The organism is Lachnospiraceae bacterium JLR.KK008 (assembly GCA_037015955.1).
In the GTDB taxonomy this organism is placed as follows: Bacteria; Bacillota; Clostridia; order Lachnospirales; family Lachnospiraceae; genus VSOB01.
This window is the reverse complement of the sequence record CP143548.1, coordinates 1420001-1440768: the sequence shown is the minus strand read 5'-3', so window position 1 is coordinate 1440768 and position 20768 is coordinate 1420001. Positions and strand designations below refer to the sequence as shown.

The 20768-nt window shown below is 48.8% G+C and carries 16 protein-coding genes, 1 tRNA gene and 1 rRNA gene (1 of these 18 cut by a window edge); 1 reads left to right on the top strand and 17 read right to left on the bottom strand.

The window, feature by feature from the left end; translation table 11 throughout:
• Positions 1–305: 305 nt before the first annotated feature.
• Positions 306–1814 carry a spore germination protein gene (locus V1224_07220; protein ID WWR17206.1) on the top strand — a complete coding sequence of 503 codons (1509 nt, stop codon included), beginning with the start codon at positions 306–308 and terminating at the stop codon, positions 1812–1814.
• Here the strand turns inward: V1224_07220 and V1224_07215 are convergent.
• From V1224_07215 to V1224_07135, 17 genes are all read right to left on the bottom strand, one after another.
• Positions 1809–3170, bottom strand: a complete 1362-nt coding sequence (locus tag V1224_07215) for an amino acid--tRNA ligase-related protein (GenBank protein WWR17205.1) — start codon at positions 3168–3170, stop codon at positions 1809–1811. The genes V1224_07220 and V1224_07215 overlap by 6 nt on opposite strands.
• Positions 3171–3239: 69 nt before the next feature.
• Positions 3240–4148 carry a hypothetical protein gene (locus tag V1224_07210; protein WWR17204.1) on the bottom strand — a complete coding sequence of 303 codons (909 nt, stop codon included), beginning with the start codon at positions 4146–4148 and terminating at the stop codon, positions 3240–3242.
• A gap of 32 nt (positions 4149–4180) precedes the next feature.
• The gene (locus V1224_07205) at positions 4181–5431 is read right to left on the bottom strand and encodes an ATP-binding cassette domain-containing protein (GenBank protein ID WWR17203.1); all 1251 of its coding nucleotides are present in this window, start codon (positions 5429–5431) and stop codon (positions 4181–4183) included.
• Between the two features lie 21 nt (positions 5432–5452).
• Entirely contained in the window at positions 5453–6091 is a 639-nt protein-coding gene (locus tag V1224_07200; GenBank protein WWR17202.1) for a hypothetical protein, read from the bottom strand.
• A gap of 74 nt (positions 6092–6165) precedes the next feature.
• Positions 6166–6720 carry a hypothetical protein gene (locus V1224_07195; GenBank protein WWR17201.1) on the bottom strand — a complete coding sequence of 185 codons (555 nt, stop codon included), beginning with the start codon at positions 6718–6720 and terminating at the stop codon, positions 6166–6168.
• Between the two features lies 1 nt (position 6721).
• Entirely contained in the window at positions 6722–8458 is a 1737-nt protein-coding gene (locus V1224_07190; protein ID WWR17200.1) for a proline--tRNA ligase, read from the bottom strand.
• A gap of 195 nt (positions 8459–8653) precedes the next feature.
• Complete coding sequence (locus tag V1224_07185) at positions 8654–9454, bottom strand: polysaccharide deacetylase family protein (protein WWR17199.1); 801 nt, start codon at positions 9452–9454, stop codon at positions 8654–8656.
• Between the two features lie 172 nt (positions 9455–9626).
• Entirely contained in the window at positions 9627–11120 is a 1494-nt protein-coding gene (gene malQ / locus V1224_07180; GenBank protein WWR17198.1) for a 4-alpha-glucanotransferase, read from the bottom strand.
• Positions 11121–11301: 181 nt separating this feature from the next.
• Positions 11302–11384: transfer RNA gene (locus tag V1224_07175), tRNA-Leu, on the bottom strand.
• A gap of 151 nt (positions 11385–11535) precedes the next feature.
• The gene (locus V1224_07170) at positions 11536–12210 is read right to left on the bottom strand and encodes a uracil-DNA glycosylase (GenBank protein WWR17197.1); all 675 of its coding nucleotides are present in this window, start codon (positions 12208–12210) and stop codon (positions 11536–11538) included.
• Between the two features lie 27 nt (positions 12211–12237).
• The gene (gene hisF, locus V1224_07165) at positions 12238–12999 is read right to left on the bottom strand and encodes an imidazole glycerol phosphate synthase subunit HisF (GenBank protein WWR17196.1); all 762 of its coding nucleotides are present in this window, start codon (positions 12997–12999) and stop codon (positions 12238–12240) included.
• Positions 13000–13623, bottom strand: coding sequence for an imidazole glycerol phosphate synthase subunit HisH (hisH, locus tag V1224_07160; GenBank protein WWR17195.1), 624 nt, complete (start codon positions 13621–13623; stop codon positions 13000–13002).
• Between the two features lie 3 nt (positions 13624–13626).
• Positions 13627–15507: a hypothetical protein gene (locus V1224_07155; GenBank protein WWR17194.1), complete on the bottom strand. Its 1881-nt coding sequence runs from the start codon at positions 15505–15507 to the stop codon at positions 13627–13629.
• 142 nt (positions 15508–15649) lie between these two features.
• Complete coding sequence (locus tag V1224_07150) at positions 15650–16033, bottom strand: hypothetical protein (GenBank protein ID WWR17193.1); 384 nt, start codon at positions 16031–16033, stop codon at positions 15650–15652.
• 264 nt (positions 16034–16297) lie between these two features.
• Positions 16298–17188 carry a chemotaxis protein gene (locus V1224_07145; protein WWR17192.1) on the bottom strand — a complete coding sequence of 297 codons (891 nt, stop codon included), beginning with the start codon at positions 17186–17188 and terminating at the stop codon, positions 16298–16300.
• Between the two features lie 202 nt (positions 17189–17390).
• Complete coding sequence (locus tag V1224_07140) at positions 17391–17873, bottom strand: GNAT family N-acetyltransferase (protein ID WWR17436.1); 483 nt, start codon at positions 17871–17873, stop codon at positions 17391–17393.
• Positions 17874–18104: 231 nt separating this feature from the next.
• Positions 18105–20768: ribosomal RNA gene (locus V1224_07135) — 23S ribosomal RNA — on the bottom strand; it runs 219 nt beyond the window's last position.

The following is a 20768-nucleotide window of genomic DNA, read 5'->3' as shown; positions in this document are numbered from 1 at the left end:
AATTTGACTGTCAAAAGCCTGCAAAAAAAATAAATTTTATAAATTAATCACCACCGATCAACTTATAAAATCTGCCCCGCTCATCCTGATTAAGCGCTTTCTTTATGTTAGTACCATTATACTAATTCTGCCATAATCTGTCAATGCTTTTTTGCAAATTATTTATTATTTTGTATTCTTCCAGCATTTTATTGTGCAACATGTACAATTCTGCTGCTGCAAAAAAAGCGGGCAAATCTTTCCCTGCATAATCTGACCCGAACTGCAAAAAATATGTATCATTTATTTTCAGAAAGGCACCGACTATGAACCCAGCCAATTACAATTTAGCAGATTCTCATTTATCAAATGCCAGATTATCGGATTCTCTCGCTGTAAACATCAGGCAGGCCTGTCAGATCTTTCCGGTTGGAAAAAGTTTTGACCTGATCACCCGTGACCTGTATCTCGGTAATACAAAAGCCTGGTTTCTCGGAGTCAACGGCATGTGCAAGACCGAAGTACTGCAGGAAATCTTTTCCGACCTGCAAAATCCGACCTACACAAGAGATGATACAATCCAGGACCTCTCCCGCTATATGGCGAGTAAGATTGGGTATGCCCAGACAGAACTGGCCGAAGACTGGCACGCGATCGTCTCCGCCGTTCTCAGCGGCCCCTGCGTGCTCTTCGTGGACGGGTTTTCCGCCGCCATTCTTCTCGACACCCGTACCTATCCGGCAAGAGGCATCTCGGAGCCGGATGCGGAACGAGTCACCCTCGGAGCCAGAGACGGTTTCGTGGAGACGATGCTCTTTAACACCAATCTGATCCGCCGCCGTATCCGCAATCCCCGTCTCACTTTTGCCATCCGGCCGGTAGGCACCGACAGCCGCACCGATGTCGCAGTCGCCTATATCGACGGGTATGTGGACCCTGATCTGCTTCAAAAGGTCCTGGACAGACTGGACAACATGCGGGTGACTTCCCTGACAATGGGCTCCAAAAGCCTAGAAGAACTGCTCGTCCGCAAGAGATGGTACCATCCGCTGCCGAGCATCCAGCAGACACAGCGGCCTGACGTCGCCTGCAGTTATCTGACCGAAGGCAATATTCTCCTGCTGGTGGACAATTCTCCAGCCGCCCTCATTCTTCCGAGCACGGTCTTTCAGTTTACTCAAAGCCCGGAAGATTATTATAAAAGTCCGGTCGTCGGCAGTTACAGCCGGCTGTTGCGATTTTTATGTATTTTCATCAGCCTCTTTCTGCTGCCGTCCTTTTTACTGCTAAGCTCCTATTTTCCGGACCTTGCCGATACGTTATCACTGCTTCCGGTCGAAGAGACGACGAGCGGCAGACTGTTTCTCTATACGTTGTTTGCAGAACTGGCGCTGAATCTGTTCCAGTATTCCGCCGCCCACAGTCCAAGTTCCTACTCCGGCTCTCTCTCTATCGTAGGCGGTCTGATCCTCAGCGACGTGGCCATTGATCTGCACTGGGTGTCTCTGGAAGTAATGTTCTATGCAGCCGCCACCATGCTGGCCTCTCTCGCCCTCTCCAGCACCGCCTTCGCAGAGGGAATCCGCTGCTATCGGCTGCTGCTGCTCTTTCTGACAGGCTGCTTCGGCCTGTGGGGATTTCTGGCCGGCTGTGTTCTCATCACCCTCTCCGTCGTGACAACGCCCTCCTTTGCCGGCAAAAGTTTCTTCTGGCCGCTGCGGCCTTTTAACTGGCAGGCACTCTCCACTCTGCTCTTTCGCCGTCCTACTTATAAGGCCCAGCCGAGCAACGTCTGGAAACGTGAACGCAGAAAGGACAGGGACGGGCAGTCATAAATCCATCCGATACGTGGAAACCGGTACATTCCCCATACCGATCGCAATCATCCGATCCAGACTGACCGTCAGCGAGGCATAAGGCGGAATGCCCAGCGCAAAGGCGTGTTCGAGCGCACGGTAATCCCTGCGTACGTCTGCGCCTGACTGCCCGCTCTCCTGCTCCTGCAGCCGCCCAAGCGCTGTGCCACAATCATTTTCGCCCTCAAAAAACTCAATCACATTGCTGCCTCCCCAGATAATATATCCTCTCTTTAAAAATTCCGGACGATCGGGCTGCGTTCTGATCAGAGGTGAGACGCCTGCCGGCAGATCTGTGACCGCACAGGGACCCTCGATCCCCCGAAACAGTTCTTTCTTCATCCACCGATAGACCCAGCCGGTATTATCTGCGGCCGAATCTGAGGACTCTCCAGTCAGCCGCAGACGCAGCGCACGTATCCCTGCCTGATCGGCATTTTCTCCGCATTTTTCCGAAAGCAGCCGGTGAAATGTCGTCTCCACCGCCGGACTCTCTTGGGTAATCTCTCCGGACTGCTCCCCGGTCTCCGTTCGCCGGCGGACATGCCATTCGCTGACAGACCGCGCAATCCGCCGGAATATCTGCCAGGCCAGCTCTCTGATCTCCTCATAATCAAAATAAGCCGCATACAGTTCCAGGGCGCAGTAAGGAACCGAATGCCGACTGTCCACCCCGCCGTTTCTGAAATAATCGCTGATCTCGTACATTTTTTCCATACCGCCCGCCAAATGCAGCAAAAAGGCGACGTTGGAATTCGGCTTCAGATAATAATCTCTGTGCGCAAAATTGACATGAGTCGTAAAAGGATTAGCGTCACCGCCATAATAGTTTTTCTGTAAGGCCGGAATTACGCACTCACAAAAATCCCCTTCGTTTAAAAAGGCTCTCAGATCACGGAACACTTTGTCCCGCAGTCTGAGATACAAGATTGTACGCTCGTCATTACACAGCTTCAGATGGTAAAAGGCCTTCTCAAAAGTCCCCCGGCCCCCGGTCAGAGACAAGGCGCGCTGTCCGGCAGGCAGCTCCGGCAGAGATACAATCATGGATTCTTCTATGCGGGCAGTGACCATATCCGCACCCGTATCCTGCACAGATGCTCTGACTGCCATCAGCGCTCCGCTTAGATGCAGCTTTCTCATGTCCTCATAAGACGGCTGTTCCTCTTCCAATAACAGACGGAATCTGCTGCCATATTCCCCGGCCTGCATGATCAGTACAAGTCTGCGTTTCTCACGAAATGTTTTCAGGATACGTCCGCGCAGGACGATCTGGCCGCTGTGCTTTTCCTGCTGCCACCGATTATACGTTTCTCTGTGAAAACCGTTATCCACTCCTGTACTCCTTCCTGCCCTTCGTCTCTGCCGCTCTTTCCCAGACCCTTCTGACGGCTTCCGCCCTTTTTATTTCTGTTCGGTCCCAGCCCTCTCCGCCTTCCGGATTTCCGACCGAAGAACATCCATCCGCTCTATCGTATAGTGATCCACCGCGCCAAGATTTTTGATTTCAAAGTCCGCATTTGCCATGCCAAACAGCGCTGTATACAATAGCAGCCGCCGATCACTGTCCGAGACAACGCCAAGTCTCGCCATATTCTCTTTCCATGCCGGCTTATACCAGCAGACACAGGCCCACTGCCAGAGCGGATCTCCGCCAAGCGGATGGTCAATATCGATGGCATTCGTGAGCTCTTCTCCATCAAAGAAAAAGTTCTGCGGATTCGGATCCATAATGAGAAACCTTGCAGGTTCGTAATATCGAAACTGATCCCTGTTTTCCAAAACAAGCTGCTGCAGAAATGCGAGCGTCTCCTGCTTTTCGTCTATCTCCAGCGCACAGGCCAGCTTTAATTGTACCGCAATGAATACATCCCAATCATCATATTCATATTCTTTCGCATTACGGTCCCTGTCCTCATAGAGGACGCCAAATCCTGGCGCCTGCAGCTTCGCCGTCTCTGCCAGAAAACACACGATTTCATCGACACAGCCCCTGGGAATCCGATATTCATCATAGACCGTATCGGTGATCTTCCTCTCCTGAAGGACCGGAAAACCGTCGATCAGCTCTCCCGGCCGGAAGATCCGCTCTACTGCGGCCACAGGAAATCCCTGTGTGCGCAGCATAGTGAGAATCTTTTGTTCTTTCTCGAAATGATCCGCTCTGTGAAACAGCGGTCTGTCCTCTTTGACAATCTTATAAATATAGCCGTCCTTCTCATATATATGGTGGATCAGCCCCTCCGCCAGGAAGGTATAGCCGTTATGCTCAAACCAACCGCCATACCGCAGTTTTTTTTCCTTCTTCTCCATATTCCTCCTATCGGCTGCCAGCTCTCAAATATCTATAAGCGGATTATCCTGTCCGTCAGGTCTTCATAAATCTCCATGTTCTGATCGAGAATCACGATTGTCTCTCTCTGGCTGTGAAACTTTCTAATCATTGTTTTCGCCTGCTCTGTGCGCACACTGTCGAGATTGTCAAACGGTTCGTCCAGAATAAGCAGGTCGGCCTCCTCAAGCATCAGAGCCCCCAGAAGAAGCATTCGCTTCTGACCATCCGACAGGAAATGGGGACTTTCCTCCCGGCATTGCCACAGGCCCATGTCTTTTAACATCTCCTCACAGAGTTCGTTCCCCGTCACACTTCTGCCAAGGCTTAGCTCTCCTGCCGCCGAACAGGCAAAAAACTGCTTGTGAAAATCCTGAAGCATTCCCATACCGGTCAGTTTTCTCTTTGAATATCCTTTCTTGTATAGCAGTCTGATATTTTTCAGCAGATAATTCATCAATGTCGTTTTTCCGCTGCCGTTGCCGCCGCAGATCCCCACAATCTCTCCCTCATAGAGCGTGAGCGGATACGCATCAAAACACAGGACACCGTTCGGATGCCGGATCGTCAAAGCCGGAATGTGCAGCAGGACCGGAAGCGCTGCCGACTCTCCAGCTTTGGTCTCTTTGCGTTCTCCCCCGTCTTTCTCACTGTCTTCCTGAAGACGACAGGAATATAATTTTCCATCCCGGATCTCATAATTGCTGTCAGCCGCTTCCATACAGCGCCTGTCATGAGAGATGAGCAGGATATGCTTTCCCGCCTTCTCTCTGCCTATGAGCCGCATTAGTTTTTCAATCTTTTCATCGTCCAGAAATACCGTCGGTTCATCGAGAATACACAGCCTGCGCTCCGTCTTCAGAGCCGCCAACAAAGTGACGATCTTCTTCTCACCCATCGACAGCTCCCCGATGCCGCAGCGGAGCTTGGGCAGCAGTCCAAAATCGTCCAGTATCTTTTCTCTCTCCCTGTCATTGATATGACACAGCTGCGCCTTCACATCAAAATAAAACAGAGAATTACAACTGCTCTCAGAGACATACTCCAGATCAGCGCTCTCCACAGCCTCCCCGTCAAGCGTCACCGAACATTGCCCTGACGCGCGGATCACATGAGGAATGATCCTGGCGATACAATTCAGCAGCGTCGACTTTCCTGCTCCGTTCTTTCCACAGATACACACAAGCTCCCCGGCCGCAGCAGTAAGTTCAATCTTCTCCAACGCCTTCCGCTCCGTACTATCGTATATTACATCTCTAATCATCACTTCCAACATAATGACCGCTCAGCCGCCTTCCGTCAGATCGTCCCGCATGGAACAGAGCGCCTTTTCGATCTGTTTCTCGTGAATCATATATATCTTTTTACATTCCACGAGTAAGAATAAAAAATCGATACACTGTGTTTGCAAGATACGTCCGTATTTCGTAAAAATATTAGCCGACAGATTCCGCAGCTCATATCCATATCGGATCTGTGCAAATGCTTCCATAAAGTAATCAGAAGCATTCAGTACGATCGCCGTGGCGGCAATCATCCTGACCGGACATCTGACACGAAACAAAAAAGCCACCACTTCTTCCAGCGATACCGAATATAAAAACGCATTTCCTGCCAACAATAGCAGCCATACTCTGAAAATCGCCATCTGACAGTCCGAGGACAGAAACCCACCTTCAAAAAAGCTCCAAAAAAAGGCGATGCTCACCGTAGACAACGCCAGAAAAACATAGAGAGCCTTTGACCGCTTCACTCGCAGGCTCTCTAAAAACAAAATCATGACAATAGAAAGAAAAAATTTATATCTGACCGGACCAAGGTCCATAAGCGCATAGGCGCTGATCAGCGCCCAGACTACCGCCTTGAATACAATCGGCAGCCTGATCCGGTATCTTCTGTAACCTGACACAGATTTTTGCATCATTCCGTTATCTTCCTGATCCTATCGATTCCAATATCCTGATCCTGGCTTGCTCTGTCTGCCAGCTGCCTGTGAAACTACAGGCGAAAGCGCCGGAACAGGGGCATGACAAATTTCATCAGCGGAATACCAATGATCAGATAGACAAGTGACCCGGCAAACCACCAGGCAAAAAACGCTGCCGGCAGCGCAGAGACGGGCATGATGCCGAAAACAACATAGCCGCCCAATATCCACAACCCTGAAATGGCAGGCGCGATCAGCAGCAGGAGCACTTCCGTCGCGGCTTTCCATACTTTGTCACATTTGTAATCATTGCCAAGCCGCCTCATCAATCCGACAACAAAAACATTGCAGACAACATTTCCCCAGGCAAGCAATAAAGGCATGACTGAAAACCCGGTTGTAAAGACAGAGGCCAGCAGCAGGCCAATATAAATGGCGATTGCACCTCTCCAGCGGAAAACTTCCACAAACAAAAGATAGAATGCAGACGCAAAATAAAAGCTGGAGACGCTTAAAATACCGACCGGCAGTCCGAAAACACCGAACATATCAAGCACTGCCGTAAGCGCAGCAAGCACCGCGATCGTCACCACATTGGCAGAGCCCGATTTCGATTTGTTTTCCATCTTAATTCTGTCCCTTTTCCTCTATCTCCGCATACAGACGGGCAATCAGCTTCTCCACACAGGAGACGGCATCATCAAGCGCCACCTTCTCCTGCACAGCCTTATCTCTTGTAACAATCTCCACAATCCCTTCTTTCAGATTCCTCGGACTGACAATGACCCGTACCGGTACCCCGATCAGATCGGCATCGGAGAACATTACGCCGGCTCTCACATCGCGGTCGTCGTAAATCACCTCAATGTTCCGCCCCAGAAGCTGCTCATATAGCTGGTCCGCCGTCTTTCTCGTATCTTCGTCGTCCACCCTGATACAGCACAGATGAACCTGCCACGGTGCGATGGAAATCGGCCAGATCGGTCCGTTTTCATCATGATGTGCCTCGCAGACTGACGCCGCCAGCCGCCCGACACCAATTCCATAGCAGCCCATAATCGGATAATTCGCTGCGCCGTCTTTGTCCACATACTGCATATTCATTGATTCCGTATATTTCGTTCCCAGCTGGAAAATATTACCGACTTCAATCCCACGGAACAGGCGAATACTTTTTTTGCCACAGACCGGACAGATCGCACCGTCATATACTTTGGCAAAATCATGATATGCCACCTCACCACAGTCACGGCCGATATTAAGTCCCGTATAATGATATTCCTCACAGTTGGCGCCGCAGCACAGATTCCTGATCCCTTCCAGAGATTTGTCATAGAGAACCGTACACTGCGCTTCCAACCCATAAGGCCCGATGTAACCTGCATGAAGGCCGCAGTCTTCGGTAATCTTCGCCGGATGAATGCCTTCGCCCAGATAATTGGTAATCTTCGTCTCATTAACTTCCAGATCGCCCCGGATAAAGATGACAACATAACTGTCGTCGATATTTTTCTGATAAACGACCGCCTTACAGCTATTCCCAACCGGCAGCCGTAACATTCCGATCACATCCTCGATCGATGTCACACCCGGTGTATGAACTTTTGTCAGTTCCGCCGGCTCCAAAGCATCCTCATTCTCGATAATCATATCTGTGGCCTCCATATTGGCCTTGTAGCCACAGTCATCGCAGATGGCAATATTATCCTCCCCCACCGGCGTCAGCAACATAAACTCATGGGACACTCTGCCGCCCATCATCCCGGAATCCGATTTTACGGCTACAACTTCCGGAATACCGGCACGGGCAAATATCCTGTTATAAGCCTCAAAGCAGATCTCATAATAGCGTTCCAGATCTTCCTGCGAAGTATGGAACGAATATGCATCCTTCATTACAAACTCGCGGACGCGGAGCAGCCCGGCACGCGGACGCGCTTCATCCCTGAACTTTGTCTGAATCTGATAGATCATAAACGGATAACGCGAATAACTGTTGCCGTATTCTCTCGCCAGATGCACCGCCGCCTCCTCGTGCGTCATCCCGAGAACGAGAGAACTGTTGTTTCTGTCTTTCAGACGGATAAGCTCATCCCCAACACTCGTAAAACGTCCCGACTCTTCCCAGAGACTTCCGGGAAGCACCACGGGGAACATCACTTCCTGCCCATCAATCCGGTCCATCTCCTCCCGTATGATCTTCTCGATCTTCTGCGTCACGCGCTTACCCGGCGCATACAGAGAAAAGATACCGTTGGCCACATATTTCATATAGCCGCCCCGCACCATCAGCGCATGGCTGTCAATCACACAGTCGGACGGCCTCTCTTTAAACCTGTCTCCCACCAAATTTCTGATCTTCATACTGTACTCCTTGTCCGTTTCTTACCGTTGATAAACTGAATCACATATCATTTTATCACATTTCTTTTATTTTACAATCTTTTTATCAGACGGTGGAACATCAAAAACAGGAACTCTCTGTCCGGAAACAAAAAAACCGGCGCATTTACTCCGCGCCGGCTTCGTTCATTCTCCGAAAAAGTTCTGTTTATGAAATTATGAAATTTCGCTCAAAGACCGTACTTCATACCCCATCTCTTCCCATTTGGTCAGCAGCTCATCTAAGATCTGCGCATTGGTGGCAGAAGTGCTATGTAAGAGCACGATCGCGCCCGGATGAATCCTGCCAAGCAATTTTTCGAAGGCTTCCTCCTTCGTCGGCTGGTCTTTCTCCAGCCAGTCAACATAGGCCAGACTCCAGAAGAATGTCTGATACCCCATCTGTTTGGCATGTTTTAATGTCGCATCGCTGTATTTTCCCTGCGGCGGACGATAAAACTTCGTCAGTTCCTCCCCGGTGATCTCCTTGTATTTCTCTTCCAACAGCCGGATCTCTTTTTCAAACTCTTCGTCTGACTTCGCCGTCATATCCGGATGATGGTAGGAATGATTCCCGACCGTATGTCCTTCCTGTGCCATCCGTTTCACAAGCTCGGGACTCGTTTCCAGATAATTACCGACGACAAAGAAAGTGGCAGACACCTGATGCTTTTTCAGTGCATCGAGAATCGCCGGTGTATTGCCATTTTCAAAGCCCGCATCAAACGTCAGATAGAGCACCTTTTCCTGTGTATTTCCCACATACCAGGCGTCCTGTTTGCAAAGCTCCTCCGCACTTGTGTTGCCTGTTGGCTTTTGTCCCGCCTCCCCAAAGCCAAGTCCCCAGTCCTTCGTCTCATGGGCGATTGCGGAGGTCTCCTTCCACACGTTTACGCCTCCGGCAAGCCCGGCGCCTATCATATACATCATGACAAACAAAAATCCAATCCTCGCCAGTACTTTATATTCGTTTACCATGCGTTTTGCTATCCCGCTTCCGTCTCCTTTTGCAAATATATATGCAGGAGGCGGCATGACTTAGAATCAAAGCCCCTGCAGCAAGCTGACGGGGCTTCGATCCTCGAGGCATTCACCAAATGGATGCTGACACATTCGTCTGGCTTATTACCCGCGGGAATAAAACCTTTCATCAGATCCGGTCGTAGCGCGCCGTGAACTGCCGAATCCACTGCTGCAGTTCCTCCGTCAGATCCGATTTTTTCAGACGCCATTTCCAGTTCGTACCTACCGTGGAAGGAGTATTCATCCGGCAGCGGTTGTCAAGCCCCATATAGTCCTGCATGGGGACGATGCAAATCCTGGCATTGCTGCGCATGATCAGAGAGATAAAGGACCGGTAGAGTTCTTCTCCGGGGGTGTGCTGATCGCACAGATAATCTCTCGCCGCCTGTCGCTCACCGGGCGCAATGCTCTCGAACCATCCTGTCAGCGTTTCATTATCATGGGTCCCTGTGTAGGCAATACAGTTTTCCGTATAATTGTGCGGCAGATAATCGCTGGCAGAACCCGTATCTCTGGAATCAAAAGCAAACTCCAATACCTTCATGCCCGGAAATCCGCTGTCCCGCACAAGTCTGCGCACGGAGTCTGTCACATAACCGAGATCCTCAGCAATCACTTCGTGCCGGCCCAGCCGCCGCTCTGCCTCACGGAACAGTTCGATGCCCACACCTTTCTCCCAGTGACCATTCACCGCAGTTTCCTCACCATAAGGAATCGAAAAGTATTCGTCAAACCCCCGGAAATGGTCAATGCGTGTCACATCATACATTTCAAAACAGTAGCGAAGCCTCGTCAGCCACCAGGCATACCCCGTCTGACGATGATATTCCCATCGGTACAGCGGATTTCCCCAGAGCTGACCATCCGCAGAAAATCCATCCGGCGGACAGCCTGCCACGGCCACAGGCCGATTGTATTCATTTAACTGAAACAGCTCCGGGCTTGCCCACGTATCCGCACTGTCCATCGCCACATAGATCGGAATATCACCGATCAGACGAATCCCCTGTGCATTGGCATAGCGTTTCAGTTTCTTCCACTGCCGGAAAAACTGAAACTGCAGATACTGATGAAACCCAATATCCTCCTCCAGTTCGCCGCGGTATCTCTCCACAGCCTCATCTCGCCGGAGACTGATGTCTTCCGGCCACTGTGTCCACATCTTTCCTCCGAAATGATCCTTTATGGCCATAAACAACGCATAGTCTGACAGCCACCACCCGTTTTCCTCCACAAAGGCCCGGTAATCATCTCTTCTGAGCACATCGCTGCGTTCATACGCCCTGCGCAGAAGAGGATACCGCTGTATATATAATTTTTCATAATCAACGCTCCCTGCATCCGCACCAAAATCTGTAGCATCGCATTCCTGTTTTGTGAGGACGCCCTCCTCAATGAGCGCCTCAAGGCTGATAAAATAGGGATTGCCTGCGAACGTGGAAAAAGACTGATACGGGGAATCCCCAAAACTGGTCGGACACAGCGGCAAAATCTGCCAATAGCTCTGTCCGGCATCCCGAAGCCAGTCTGCAAATTGATAAGCGCTCTTTGAAAAGCAGCCGATGCCATAGTTTGACGGCAGGCTGGAAACAGGCAATAAGATTCCCGCAGTTCGTTTCATACATATTCCTCCCCTTCTTCCTGCGATCGATCCTTCGATCTTTTGTTTCACTTCCATAATTATCCGATACGCCTGATGCAAATATCATAATATATTCGCATTATAATTACAATTCCTGAGACCATCAAAAAAAGAATAGTGCATTCGCACTATTCCCTCTTAATTTGAATTACTTAACAAATGCAGGAGATGGGACTTGAACCCACACATAGTCACCTACGTCAGATTTTGAGTCTGATGCGTCTGCCATTCCGCCACTCCTGCATCTTTCCATTTTACTGGCCACATTTCAGTTTCCTGACTTCAATGACCGGATATTATAATATCATATCCGGTCATTGTTTGCAAGTCAAAATTACCATATTCTCATCAGATTGTCATAAAATTCCTGTACCGACTGGAATGCCTGTTGACTTTATACATCTTCAATCTGCCAGTCAATCTCAGACAAACCGTTTTCCCGCAAGAAAGCATTGGTTTTGCTAAACGGTTTGCTGCCAAAAAACCCTCTGTATGCAGAAAGCGGACTCGGATGCGGCGCCTCCAGAATCAGATGCCCGGAATTGTGCAGCATGCTCTTCTTCATCTGAGCCGGTCGTCCCCACAGGATAAACACGATCGGCCTGTTCTGCTCATTCAAAATGCGGATGGCTGCATCCGTGAATTCTTCCCAGCCGATCCCTCTGTGTGAATTCGCCATATGCGCACGGACTGTCAGTACCGTATTCAGCATCAGTACACCCTGCTTTGCCCATTTCACAAGGTAACCGTTATTGGGGATCTTACACCCCAGATCATCGTGTAATTCCTGATATATATTTACAAGCGACGGCGGAATCTCCATCTCGGGCTTGACTGAAAAACACAGCCCATGTGCCTGTCCGTCATTATGATAAGGATCCTGTCCCAGTATGACGACCTTCACTTCATGCAGCGGTGTCAGATGAAATGCATTGAAAATATCGTCTGCCGCCGGAAAAATTTTCCTGCTGTTGTACTCCTCCACAACCTTCTCATGAAGTTTCTTGTAATACGGTTTGGAAAATTCATTTTTTAACGGTTCCAACCAGTCATTTGAAATTGGTGGCATCTCTTTTGTCCTCGCTCTTTCTCTCGCTTACAGTCTCACGGCTACTTGTCTCTGGCGCAGATATTGTTTCACTTCCCTGATCTCCAGTTCTTTAAAATGAAACAGGGAGGCTGCCAGCGCAGCTTCCGCACCGCCCTCCGTCAAAGCATCATAAAAATGTTCCGGCCTTCCCGCACCTCCTGACGCAATCACAGGGATGGACACATTCCCGGATACAGCCTTCGTCAATTCCAGATCATAGCCCGCCTTTGTGCCGTCACAATCCATACTTGTGAGCAGAATTTCTCCCGCACCAAGCCGGTCGGCCCTCATCGCCCATTCCACCGCATCAATCCCCATATCAATGCGGCCGCCGTTTTTATAGATATTCCAGCCACTGCCATCCGCCCTTTTCTTGGCATCGATAGCTACAACCACACACTGACTCCCAAATTTATCCGCCGCCTCACTGATCAGCTCCGGTCTGGCAATCGCCGCCGAATTGACCGATATTTTATCCGCCCCTTCCCGCAGAATTGCCCGGAAATCCTCCACCGTGCGAATACCTCCGCCTACCGTAAATGGAATGAACACCTTCTCCGCTACCTTGCGCACCATATCCACCACGGTATTTCTCGCATCACAGGAAGCTGTAATATCCAGAAACACAAGTTCGTCGGCCCCTGCTCTGTCGTAGGCCGCACCAATCTCCACCGGGTCCCCGGCATCCTGGAGATTGACAAAATTGACCCCTTTTACAACTCTTCCGTTATTTACATCCAGACAGGGAATAATCCTCTTTGTATACATCTAGTCCTCCCTCCTGCCCGGTATGGAAATAAAGTTTTTTAATATCTGCATCCCGGTGTCGGAACTTTTTTCCGGATGGAACTGGCAGGCAAAAACATTGTCTTTTTCTACCGAAGCATGAATGTTCACACCATACTGAGTCGTCGCCTTTACAATCGTCTCCTCCTGCGCCTGCAGATAGTATGAATGAACGAAATAGACGTACGCCCCTTCCTCAATTCCCTGAAACAGCGTCCCCGATGACGGAAACTGCAGAGAGTTCCAGCCTATATGCGGAATTTTAAGTCCCTGCTTTTCCGGAATTCTCACGATTTTCCCCGGCAGGATTCCCAGTCCCCGGACACCTTCGCTCTCCTCGCTCGATTCAAATAAAAGCTGAAGTCCCAGACAAATACCAAGAAAAGGAATCCTCTCCTCCACGACCTGATGTATGACCTCCTCCAGACCATAACTGCGGATCTTCCCCATGGCATCCCCAAATGCGCCTACACCGGGCAAAATCACTCTGTCCGCACGCAATATCGTATCCCGGTCTCTTGTAACACTCGTCTCTGCCCCAAGCAGTTGAATCGCTTTCTCCACACTTCTGATATTTCCTGCGTCATAATCAATAATCGCTATCATGTTCTATTCCTCAGTGTTTTCCGTATCCCCGCTATCCTGCGTGTCTCCCACATTAACAGAATGATCCGCATCCTCCACCTGGTCGTCCTCCTCAACATTATCTGCATTGACCGTATCGTCTACATTCTCATCGGTATTCCCGTCACCCTCCATATCCTCAGTATCTGTAATATCATCCGCATTCCCGATCCCATCCATATTTTCAGAATCTTCCATATCCTCAGTTTCCAATTCTTCCATATCTTCGACATCGTCTGCGGATTCCGGAACATCCGTATCCAGCGGATCTTCCTCACTCTCACCTTCTATGCCCAGTATCCGTTTCAGTTCTTTCGTATATGTGACACTGTCGGTAATCGCCGCTATATTTTTTGCCTCTTCTTCGGAAATTCCATATACATCCTGTAAAATCGTCAAAATATCCAGATAGCGGCTCGTTACATAAGTGGATACTCCATACTGCTCAGATTTTGCCTGAATTTTAAAATACTTGTCAACACCGCTGATCAGTGCATGGAGCTGCTCTACTTCTCTGCCTGTGAGCTTTTTATAATTGTCGTAAGATTGCAGTTTGCGGTCCATCTCGAGGCACAGTGTGGCGCCTTCCAAGCTCGCTTCCTCCTGCTCGCTCACCTCTTTTGTAATAAGCAGATCGTAGACTTTCTGATAATCTCCTTTCTCAAAGGCCTTGCGGCTCTCCTGCCTTTCCAGATAATCGGGAATATAAGAAGTAAAGAGCATGATCATACCAAACACAGTAAGCGCAAAGAAAAAGGCAAGTACTATTTTCTTCATACCAATCGGCTTTAACGGTTTTTGCGGCTCTTTGGGTTCCTTCGGTTTCTTTTCTTTTTTTACTTTTGGCTTCTTTTCCTTTTTAGGCTTTTGTTTTTTCTCCTTCTTCGGTTTCTTCTCTTTTTTCTGTTTCGGTTTTTTCTCTTTCTTTGACTTCTTATCGTTCGCAGGAGGAGCTACCCTTCCCTGATCAAGTTCTTCTAAGATAGCCATATTTTCCTGAGAAAGATCAAGCTGCCCTTTCTCCTGAACTTCTGTCTCCTCTTCTTCTTCGTCCGTAAAAAAAGCAATAATCCGCTGGAACAACCCCTTTCCCTTTTCGGAGGCGTCCTTTTTTTCTCTTTTTTTCCGTTCCTTTTTCTTTTTTGTACTTACCTCTTCTCCAACCTCAGAACTTTCTTCGCTGTCCCCGGAGACTGCCTGCTCCTCCTTTGCGGCAACCGCCATACTCTTTTCCTCCAAAGATGAACTGTCACTGTCTTCGGCTTTTCCTTCGCTTTCCGGTTTTTTTAACAATTCACTGATTTCAGCAAGATCATCGTCATCTCCGTCCAGAGCTTCGATCAGATCACTGACATCCGTGTCCTTCAACAAATCCAAATCCTGCGTAAGTCCGTCCGGCTCTCCTCCTGACGAATCTACCGACATTAAAGCATCCAAGTCGGCAATATCCATACTGTCGGCTTCTTCCAGGTTCAATGACGGCTCAGGCACTTCTGTTCCGGCCGCCTGCAGGTCTGCCATCTCTTCCACTGGCGGCTCTTTTATCGGCACCTCATCTATTGGCAGCTCTTCTATCGGCTGTGACTCCTCTGTCACTGACATGTTTTCCATTGTCATCAGTTCAGGCTCTGCAACAGGTTCCTCCACATCGGACGCTTCGTCCTCAAACAGTTTGGCCAACTCCGGAAACTCCTGCTCTTCCGACTCTCCCTCATCAGGATACAACTGACTGAAATCCGTATCGTCCGGCAACGCATCCAGCATATCCGCCAGTTTCTCTGATGCCTCACCATCATTCTCCTCTTCAATCACTTCACCATTCACCTGACGAAGCAGTCTGTCCAGATATTCTTCATTCGAACCCATAACTTCCTCCACTCACCCTGTTCTGCTTTCTATCCTGATACCTGTGTATATATTCATCCATATCATTCTCTGATCGATGCATCTGGCAATATCACACCTGTCGGTATTATATCATATTCTCACTTTCAATCAAACATCTTTCTCAAATTTCCGCGTCCGCAAACAGCCTTACCACGTCTGACGATATGGAAATGGCTTTTCCACTTATCTGTTCCGGAAGTTGAAACAATTTATCATGGACACGGATAAACTCTGCCTGCTGGTTTAAATAGACTATTTTTTCGAAAGGAAACCGTATTACCTGCGGATACCGCAAGCCAACTCCCAGTTCCAGCACAAGCAGCCTTCTATGCAGTGTCCCCTGAAGCCACTTCATATAAGTCTCCCATCTCGGCAGATGGGCACATTGTACACATCCTTCTTTCTCTCCCTGTGCACCACTCTCTTCTTCCGCCAGCGGCCGTACGATGCGGTCCTCCCGAAAGCCCGTCTCATAGAGCAGTTCATCGTCGCACACAGTTATCATAAAATAATTCTTCCCAGTTAAACACTTCAACAGTTTTTCGTACGCCTCACGGACATCTGACGTACCCTTTTGCGAATCAAATTTCTCTCCGATTCCCACCAAAACCATTTCAGCTTCAGCTATTTTTCCTGATATAAGTTCGATATTTTCCTGCATTTATCTCTCATTTCCTTTTCTGACAGATTCCTTAACATAATATAAACCGAAAAGCACATTTCCCCCATAACAAAAAGAAAGCCGGGAAATTTCCCGGCTTATATTTGTTTATACCAAACCATCAATTACCTTGACAAGATTACCGATCTCTGGTTTGGAAAGCTGCGCATTTGCACCTAACGCCTCGCCCTTTTTTCTCATCTCCTCATTTACCAGGGAAGAAAAGATAACAACCGGAATGTGTTTTGTCTCATCATGACTCTTGATCAGTTTCGTCAGACGATGTCCGTCCATCAACGGCATCTCAATATCAGTGATCACACACTTCACATGTTGATCCAATGTTCCCTCATCCGAACACTCTTTAATGATGTCCCATGCCTGCTGTCCGTTTTCCGTACGAATTAAGTTGTGATAACCAGCCTTTTTCAAAGAATCAACAATCAGTTTATTCAAAAGTGCGGAATCTTCTGCAATCAGGATAGGTACATCACTTTTCTGTCTGTCTTCCAGTGCATCAATCTCCGTCACCTTAAGTCCTGTCTCAGGATTAATGTCAGTTACAATCTTCTCAAAATCAAGAATAATGATCAACTTATCGTTAAACTTGATAATTCCGGTAGAGACTCCATCTTCGGGTGTGGATACGGTTGCGCCCGGCTTAATAATATCCTTCCAGGATACTCTATGTATACCAATAACAGAATCAACATGAAATGCAATGTCCAGTTTATTGAAATTCGTTACGATAAACAATCCTCCGGGTTTGGATTCTCCTCTCTGAAGGCAATTCTTTAAATCTATTGCCGTAATCATCTTATCACGCGGCATAAAGATCCCTTCAATACTGGGATGTGCATTTGGTACAGGCGTCACTTCCTGATAATTGATAATCTCACGTATTTTTGCAACATTAATTCCATACAAATTACCATCCAGAGTAAACTCCAATACCTCTAATTCATTGGTTCCATTTTCCAATAAGATTTTTGTATCCATACCCCTTCACCTCTCATGTATACGTCTGAAAAGCACGCTCTCTTCTCTGACGCTCATTATATCATATTTTTTTCAAAAAACCTATAGCAAACAAATAATATTTTTATCTTTTATTTCATTATATCTTCTTTTTCTAAGTTATGCAAATATTTATTTTGCGCGACAGCGGAAAACCAACATTCAGTCATATTCCGATATTTTCTTAAAGATCCAGCCTCATATAGATAGAATTCCTGACCGGACTGTCGTTATAGCGTTCTATTTCATAAAAACCATATTTCCTGTACATGTAAACCGCAGTATCCAAAAAGGGAAGCGTATCCAACAGCATATGAGAATATCCGATCTCTTTCGCATCCTCTATGATCTTTTGCACCAGATATTCTCCGATATGTTTTCCACGAAACTGTGGTCTCACGTAAAGACGTTTCATCTCACAGTTCTGACCGTCAACTTTTCTCAGACCAATGCAGCCGGCCAGTTCTTCCTCATAATATGCAAGATATAATCTGCCGTCAGGCAACCCATATTTCGCCTCCAGATTCCTGATCTCTTCATCATAATGTTGAAGGTCAAGGTATTTCTGAAAGGAAGGTTCTCCGGCAAGCAGAAGGTCCGTATATTCAGAAAACAATATCCCCGTTTCATGCGGATGATCGTATGCAAAAATTATTTCCATATCTATTTTTTATTTTCCTTATCCATGTCTTATTTTATCTCGTCAAAATATTCCACCCAAAATGCTTATGGGAATATAATAATGCTCCTCTTAAAGAAAACAACTATCGTTACCCGCTTTCTTTAAAAAGAGCATACAATACAAAATTATAACTCCTGCTATTCAAGGACCATGCCCTGAAAACCGAACATTGAAATCATCACTTACAACATCTTCCTATCCCTTTTCTTTCTTCCCTTGGTTAAGCCCTCGACCGATTAGTAACGCTCTGCTTCATGCATTGCTGCACTCCCACCTGCGTCCTATCTACCTCATTCTCTCTAAGGGGTCTTACCTTTCGTGGGATATCTCATCTTGAGGGGGGCTTCACGCTTAGATGCCTTCAGCGTTTATCCCTGCCGGACTTGGCTACCCTGCCATGGGGTTGGTCCCCAACAGGTACACCAGCGGTCCGTCCATCCCGGTCCTCTCGTACTAAGGACAGCTCCTCTCAAATATCCTACGCCTGCGCCGGATAGGGACCGAACTGTCTCACGACGTTCTGAACCCAGCTCGCGTACCGCTTTAATGGGCGAACAGCCCAACCCTTGGGACCTGCTACAGCCCCAGGATGCGATGAGCCGACATCGAGGTGCCAAACCACTCCGTCGATGTGAACTCTTGGGAGTGATAAGCCTGTTATCCCCAGGGTAGCTTTTATCCGTTGAGCGATGGCAATCCCACTTTATACCACCGGATCACTAAGTCCTACTTTCGTACCTGCTCCACCCGTCGGTGTCACAGTCAAGCTCCCTTCTGCCTTTGCACTCTGCGAATGGTTTCCGACCATTCTGAGGGAACCTTTGAGCGCCTCCGATACCCTTTCGGAGGCGACCGCCCCAGTCAAACTCCCCGCCAGACATTGTCCCCCGCCAGGCTCACTGGCGCAGGTTAGAAACCCAATGCTGCAAGGGTGGTATCCCAACATCGGCTCCGTGACAACTGGCGTCATCACTTCTTAGCCTCCCACCTATCCTGTACATACAGCATCGAATCCCAGTATCAAGCTGGAGTAAAGCTCCATGGGGTCTTTCCGTCCTGGCGCAGGTAGCCAGCATCTTCACTGGCACTTCAATTTCACCGGGTGCATTGTTGAGACAGCGCTCAAATCATTACGCCTTTCGTGCGGGTCGGAACTTACCCGACAAGGAATTTCGCTACCTTAGGACCGTTATAGTTACGGCCGCCGTTTACTGGGGCTTAAATTCAAAGCTTCGTTGCCTGACTTCTCCTCTTAACCTTCCAGCACCGGGCAGGCGTCAGCCCATATACCTCACCTTTCGGTTTCGCATAGACCTGTGTTTTTGCTAAACAGTTGCTTGAGCCTATTCTCTGCGGCCACATCACTGTGGCACCCCTTCTCCCGAAGTTACGGGGTCATTTTGCCGAGTTCCTTAACAATGCTTCTCCCGCCGGCCTTAGGATTCTCTCCTCATCCACCTGTGTCGGTTTACGGTACGGGTACTGTGAGAGCCATAGCAGCTTTTCTTGGCACATGGCTCATATCCTTCGCTACTTTCTTTCGCTCCGCTTAACGCCTCTAGCTTGCATGGGGGTTTTGCCTCCCATGCGCCTCCTGCGCTTGCACCGGGCTTCCCATTCCCGGCTTCTACTTTCCACATGCGTCCCCACATGTTCTGTCTCACAGCAGTACAGGAATCTCTACCTGTTGTCCATCGGATACGTCTCTCGACCTCTCCTTAGGTCCCGACTTACCCAGGGCAGATCAGCTTTACCCTGGAAACCTTAGATATTCGGCCTGGAGGATTCCCACCTCCATCTCGCTACTCATTCCGGCATTCTCTCTTCCTGTCACTCCACTGCTCCTTTCGGTACAGCTTCGCCGCCTTCAGGAATGCTCCTCTACCAACCTTGCGGTTCCACAGCTTCGGTGGCGTGTTTCAGCCCCGGACATTTTCGGCGCAGGACCTCTCGGCTAGTGAGCTATTACGCACTCTTTCAATGTATGGCTGCTTCTGAGCCAACATCCTAGCTGTCTTTGAAATCCCACATCCTTTTCCACTTAACACGCACTTTGGGACCTTAGCCGGTGGTCTGGGCTCTTTCCCTTTTGACTACCCAACTTATCTCGTGCAGTCTGACTCCCGTCCATCATCTCTCCGGCATTCGCAGTTTGATATTCTTCGGTAAGCTTTGACGCCCCCTAGGAAATTCAGTGCTCTACCTCCGGCAGACTAAGACGAGGCTAGCCCTAAAGCTATTTCGAGGAGAACCAGCTATCTCCGGGTTCGATTGGAATTTCTCCCCTATCCACACCTCATCCCCACCCTTTTCAACGGATGTGGGTTCGGCCCTCCACTACCTCTTACGGCACCTTCAGCCTGGACATGGATAGATCACCCGGTTTCGGGTCTGCATCATCTGACTTTACCGCCCTTTTAAGACTTGGTTTCCCTTCGGCTCCGCGCTTTTCGCGCTTAACCTTGCCAGATGCCGCAACTCGCCGGACCGTTCTACAAAAAGTACGCGGTCCTACTTCTCTCATAGTAGTTCCACAGCTTGTAAACACAGGCTTTCAGGTTCTCTTTCACTCCCCTCCCGGGGTCCTTTTCACCTTTCCTTCACAGTACTATCCTCTATCGGTCACTAAGGAGTATTTAGCCTTACGGGGTGGTCCCCGCTTCTTCCTGCAAGGTTTCTCGTGTCTCGCAGTACTCTGGATCCTGCTTTCCTGACTTGTATTTCGCCTACGGGGCTCTCACCCTCTCTGGCCAGCTTTCCCAAAACTGTTCCGCTATACGCATCAGTCTTTTCTGCAGTCCGTACCCCGTCATGCTCGCATGGCGGTTTGGGCTCCTTCCATTTCGCTCGCCGCTACTTTGGAAATCGATGTTTCTTTCT

Excerpts from the sequence above, each read along its gene's own strand:
- V1224_07150 (WWR17193.1), bottom strand. The coding sequence starts at position 16,033 with ATGATAACTGTGTGCGACGATGAACTGCTCTATGAGACGGGCTTTCGG.
- V1224_07170 (WWR17197.1), bottom strand. The coding sequence starts at position 12,210 with ATGCCACCAATTTCAAATGACTGGTTGGAACCGTTAAAAAATGAATTT.
- V1224_07190 (WWR17200.1), bottom strand. The coding sequence starts at position 8,458 with ATGAAGATCAGAAATTTGGTGGGAGACAGGTTTAAAGAGAGGCCGTCC.
- V1224_07220 (WWR17206.1), top strand. The coding sequence starts at position 306 with ATGAACCCAGCCAATTACAATTTAGCAGATTCTCATTTATCAAATGCC.
- V1224_07155 (WWR17194.1), bottom strand. The coding sequence starts at position 15,507 with ATGGGTTCGAATGAAGAATATCTGGACAGACTGCTTCGTCAGGTGAAT.
- hisF (WWR17196.1), bottom strand. The coding sequence starts at position 12,999 with ATGTATACAAAGAGGATTATTCCCTGTCTGGATGTAAATAACGGAAGA.
- V1224_07145 (WWR17192.1), bottom strand. The coding sequence starts at position 17,188 with ATGGATACAAAAATCTTATTGGAAAATGGAACCAATGAATTAGAGGTA.
- V1224_07185 (WWR17199.1), bottom strand. The coding sequence starts at position 9,454 with ATGGTAAACGAATATAAAGTACTGGCGAGGATTGGATTTTTGTTTGTC.
- V1224_07210 (WWR17204.1), bottom strand. The coding sequence starts at position 4,148 with ATGGAGAAGAAGGAAAAAAAACTGCGGTATGGCGGTTGGTTTGAGCAT.
- hisH (WWR17195.1), bottom strand. The coding sequence starts at position 13,623 with ATGATAGCGATTATTGATTATGACGCAGGAAATATCAGAAGTGTGGAG.
- V1224_07205 (WWR17203.1), bottom strand. The coding sequence starts at position 5,431 with ATGATTAGAGATGTAATATACGATAGTACGGAGCGGAAGGCGTTGGAG.
- V1224_07195 (WWR17201.1), bottom strand. The coding sequence starts at position 6,720 with ATGGAAAACAAATCGAAATCGGGCTCTGCCAATGTGGTGACGATCGCG.
- malQ (WWR17198.1), bottom strand. The coding sequence starts at position 11,120 with ATGAAACGAACTGCGGGAATCTTATTGCCTGTTTCCAGCCTGCCGTCA.
- V1224_07200 (WWR17202.1), bottom strand. The coding sequence starts at position 6,091 with ATGATGCAAAAATCTGTGTCAGGTTACAGAAGATACCGGATCAGGCTG.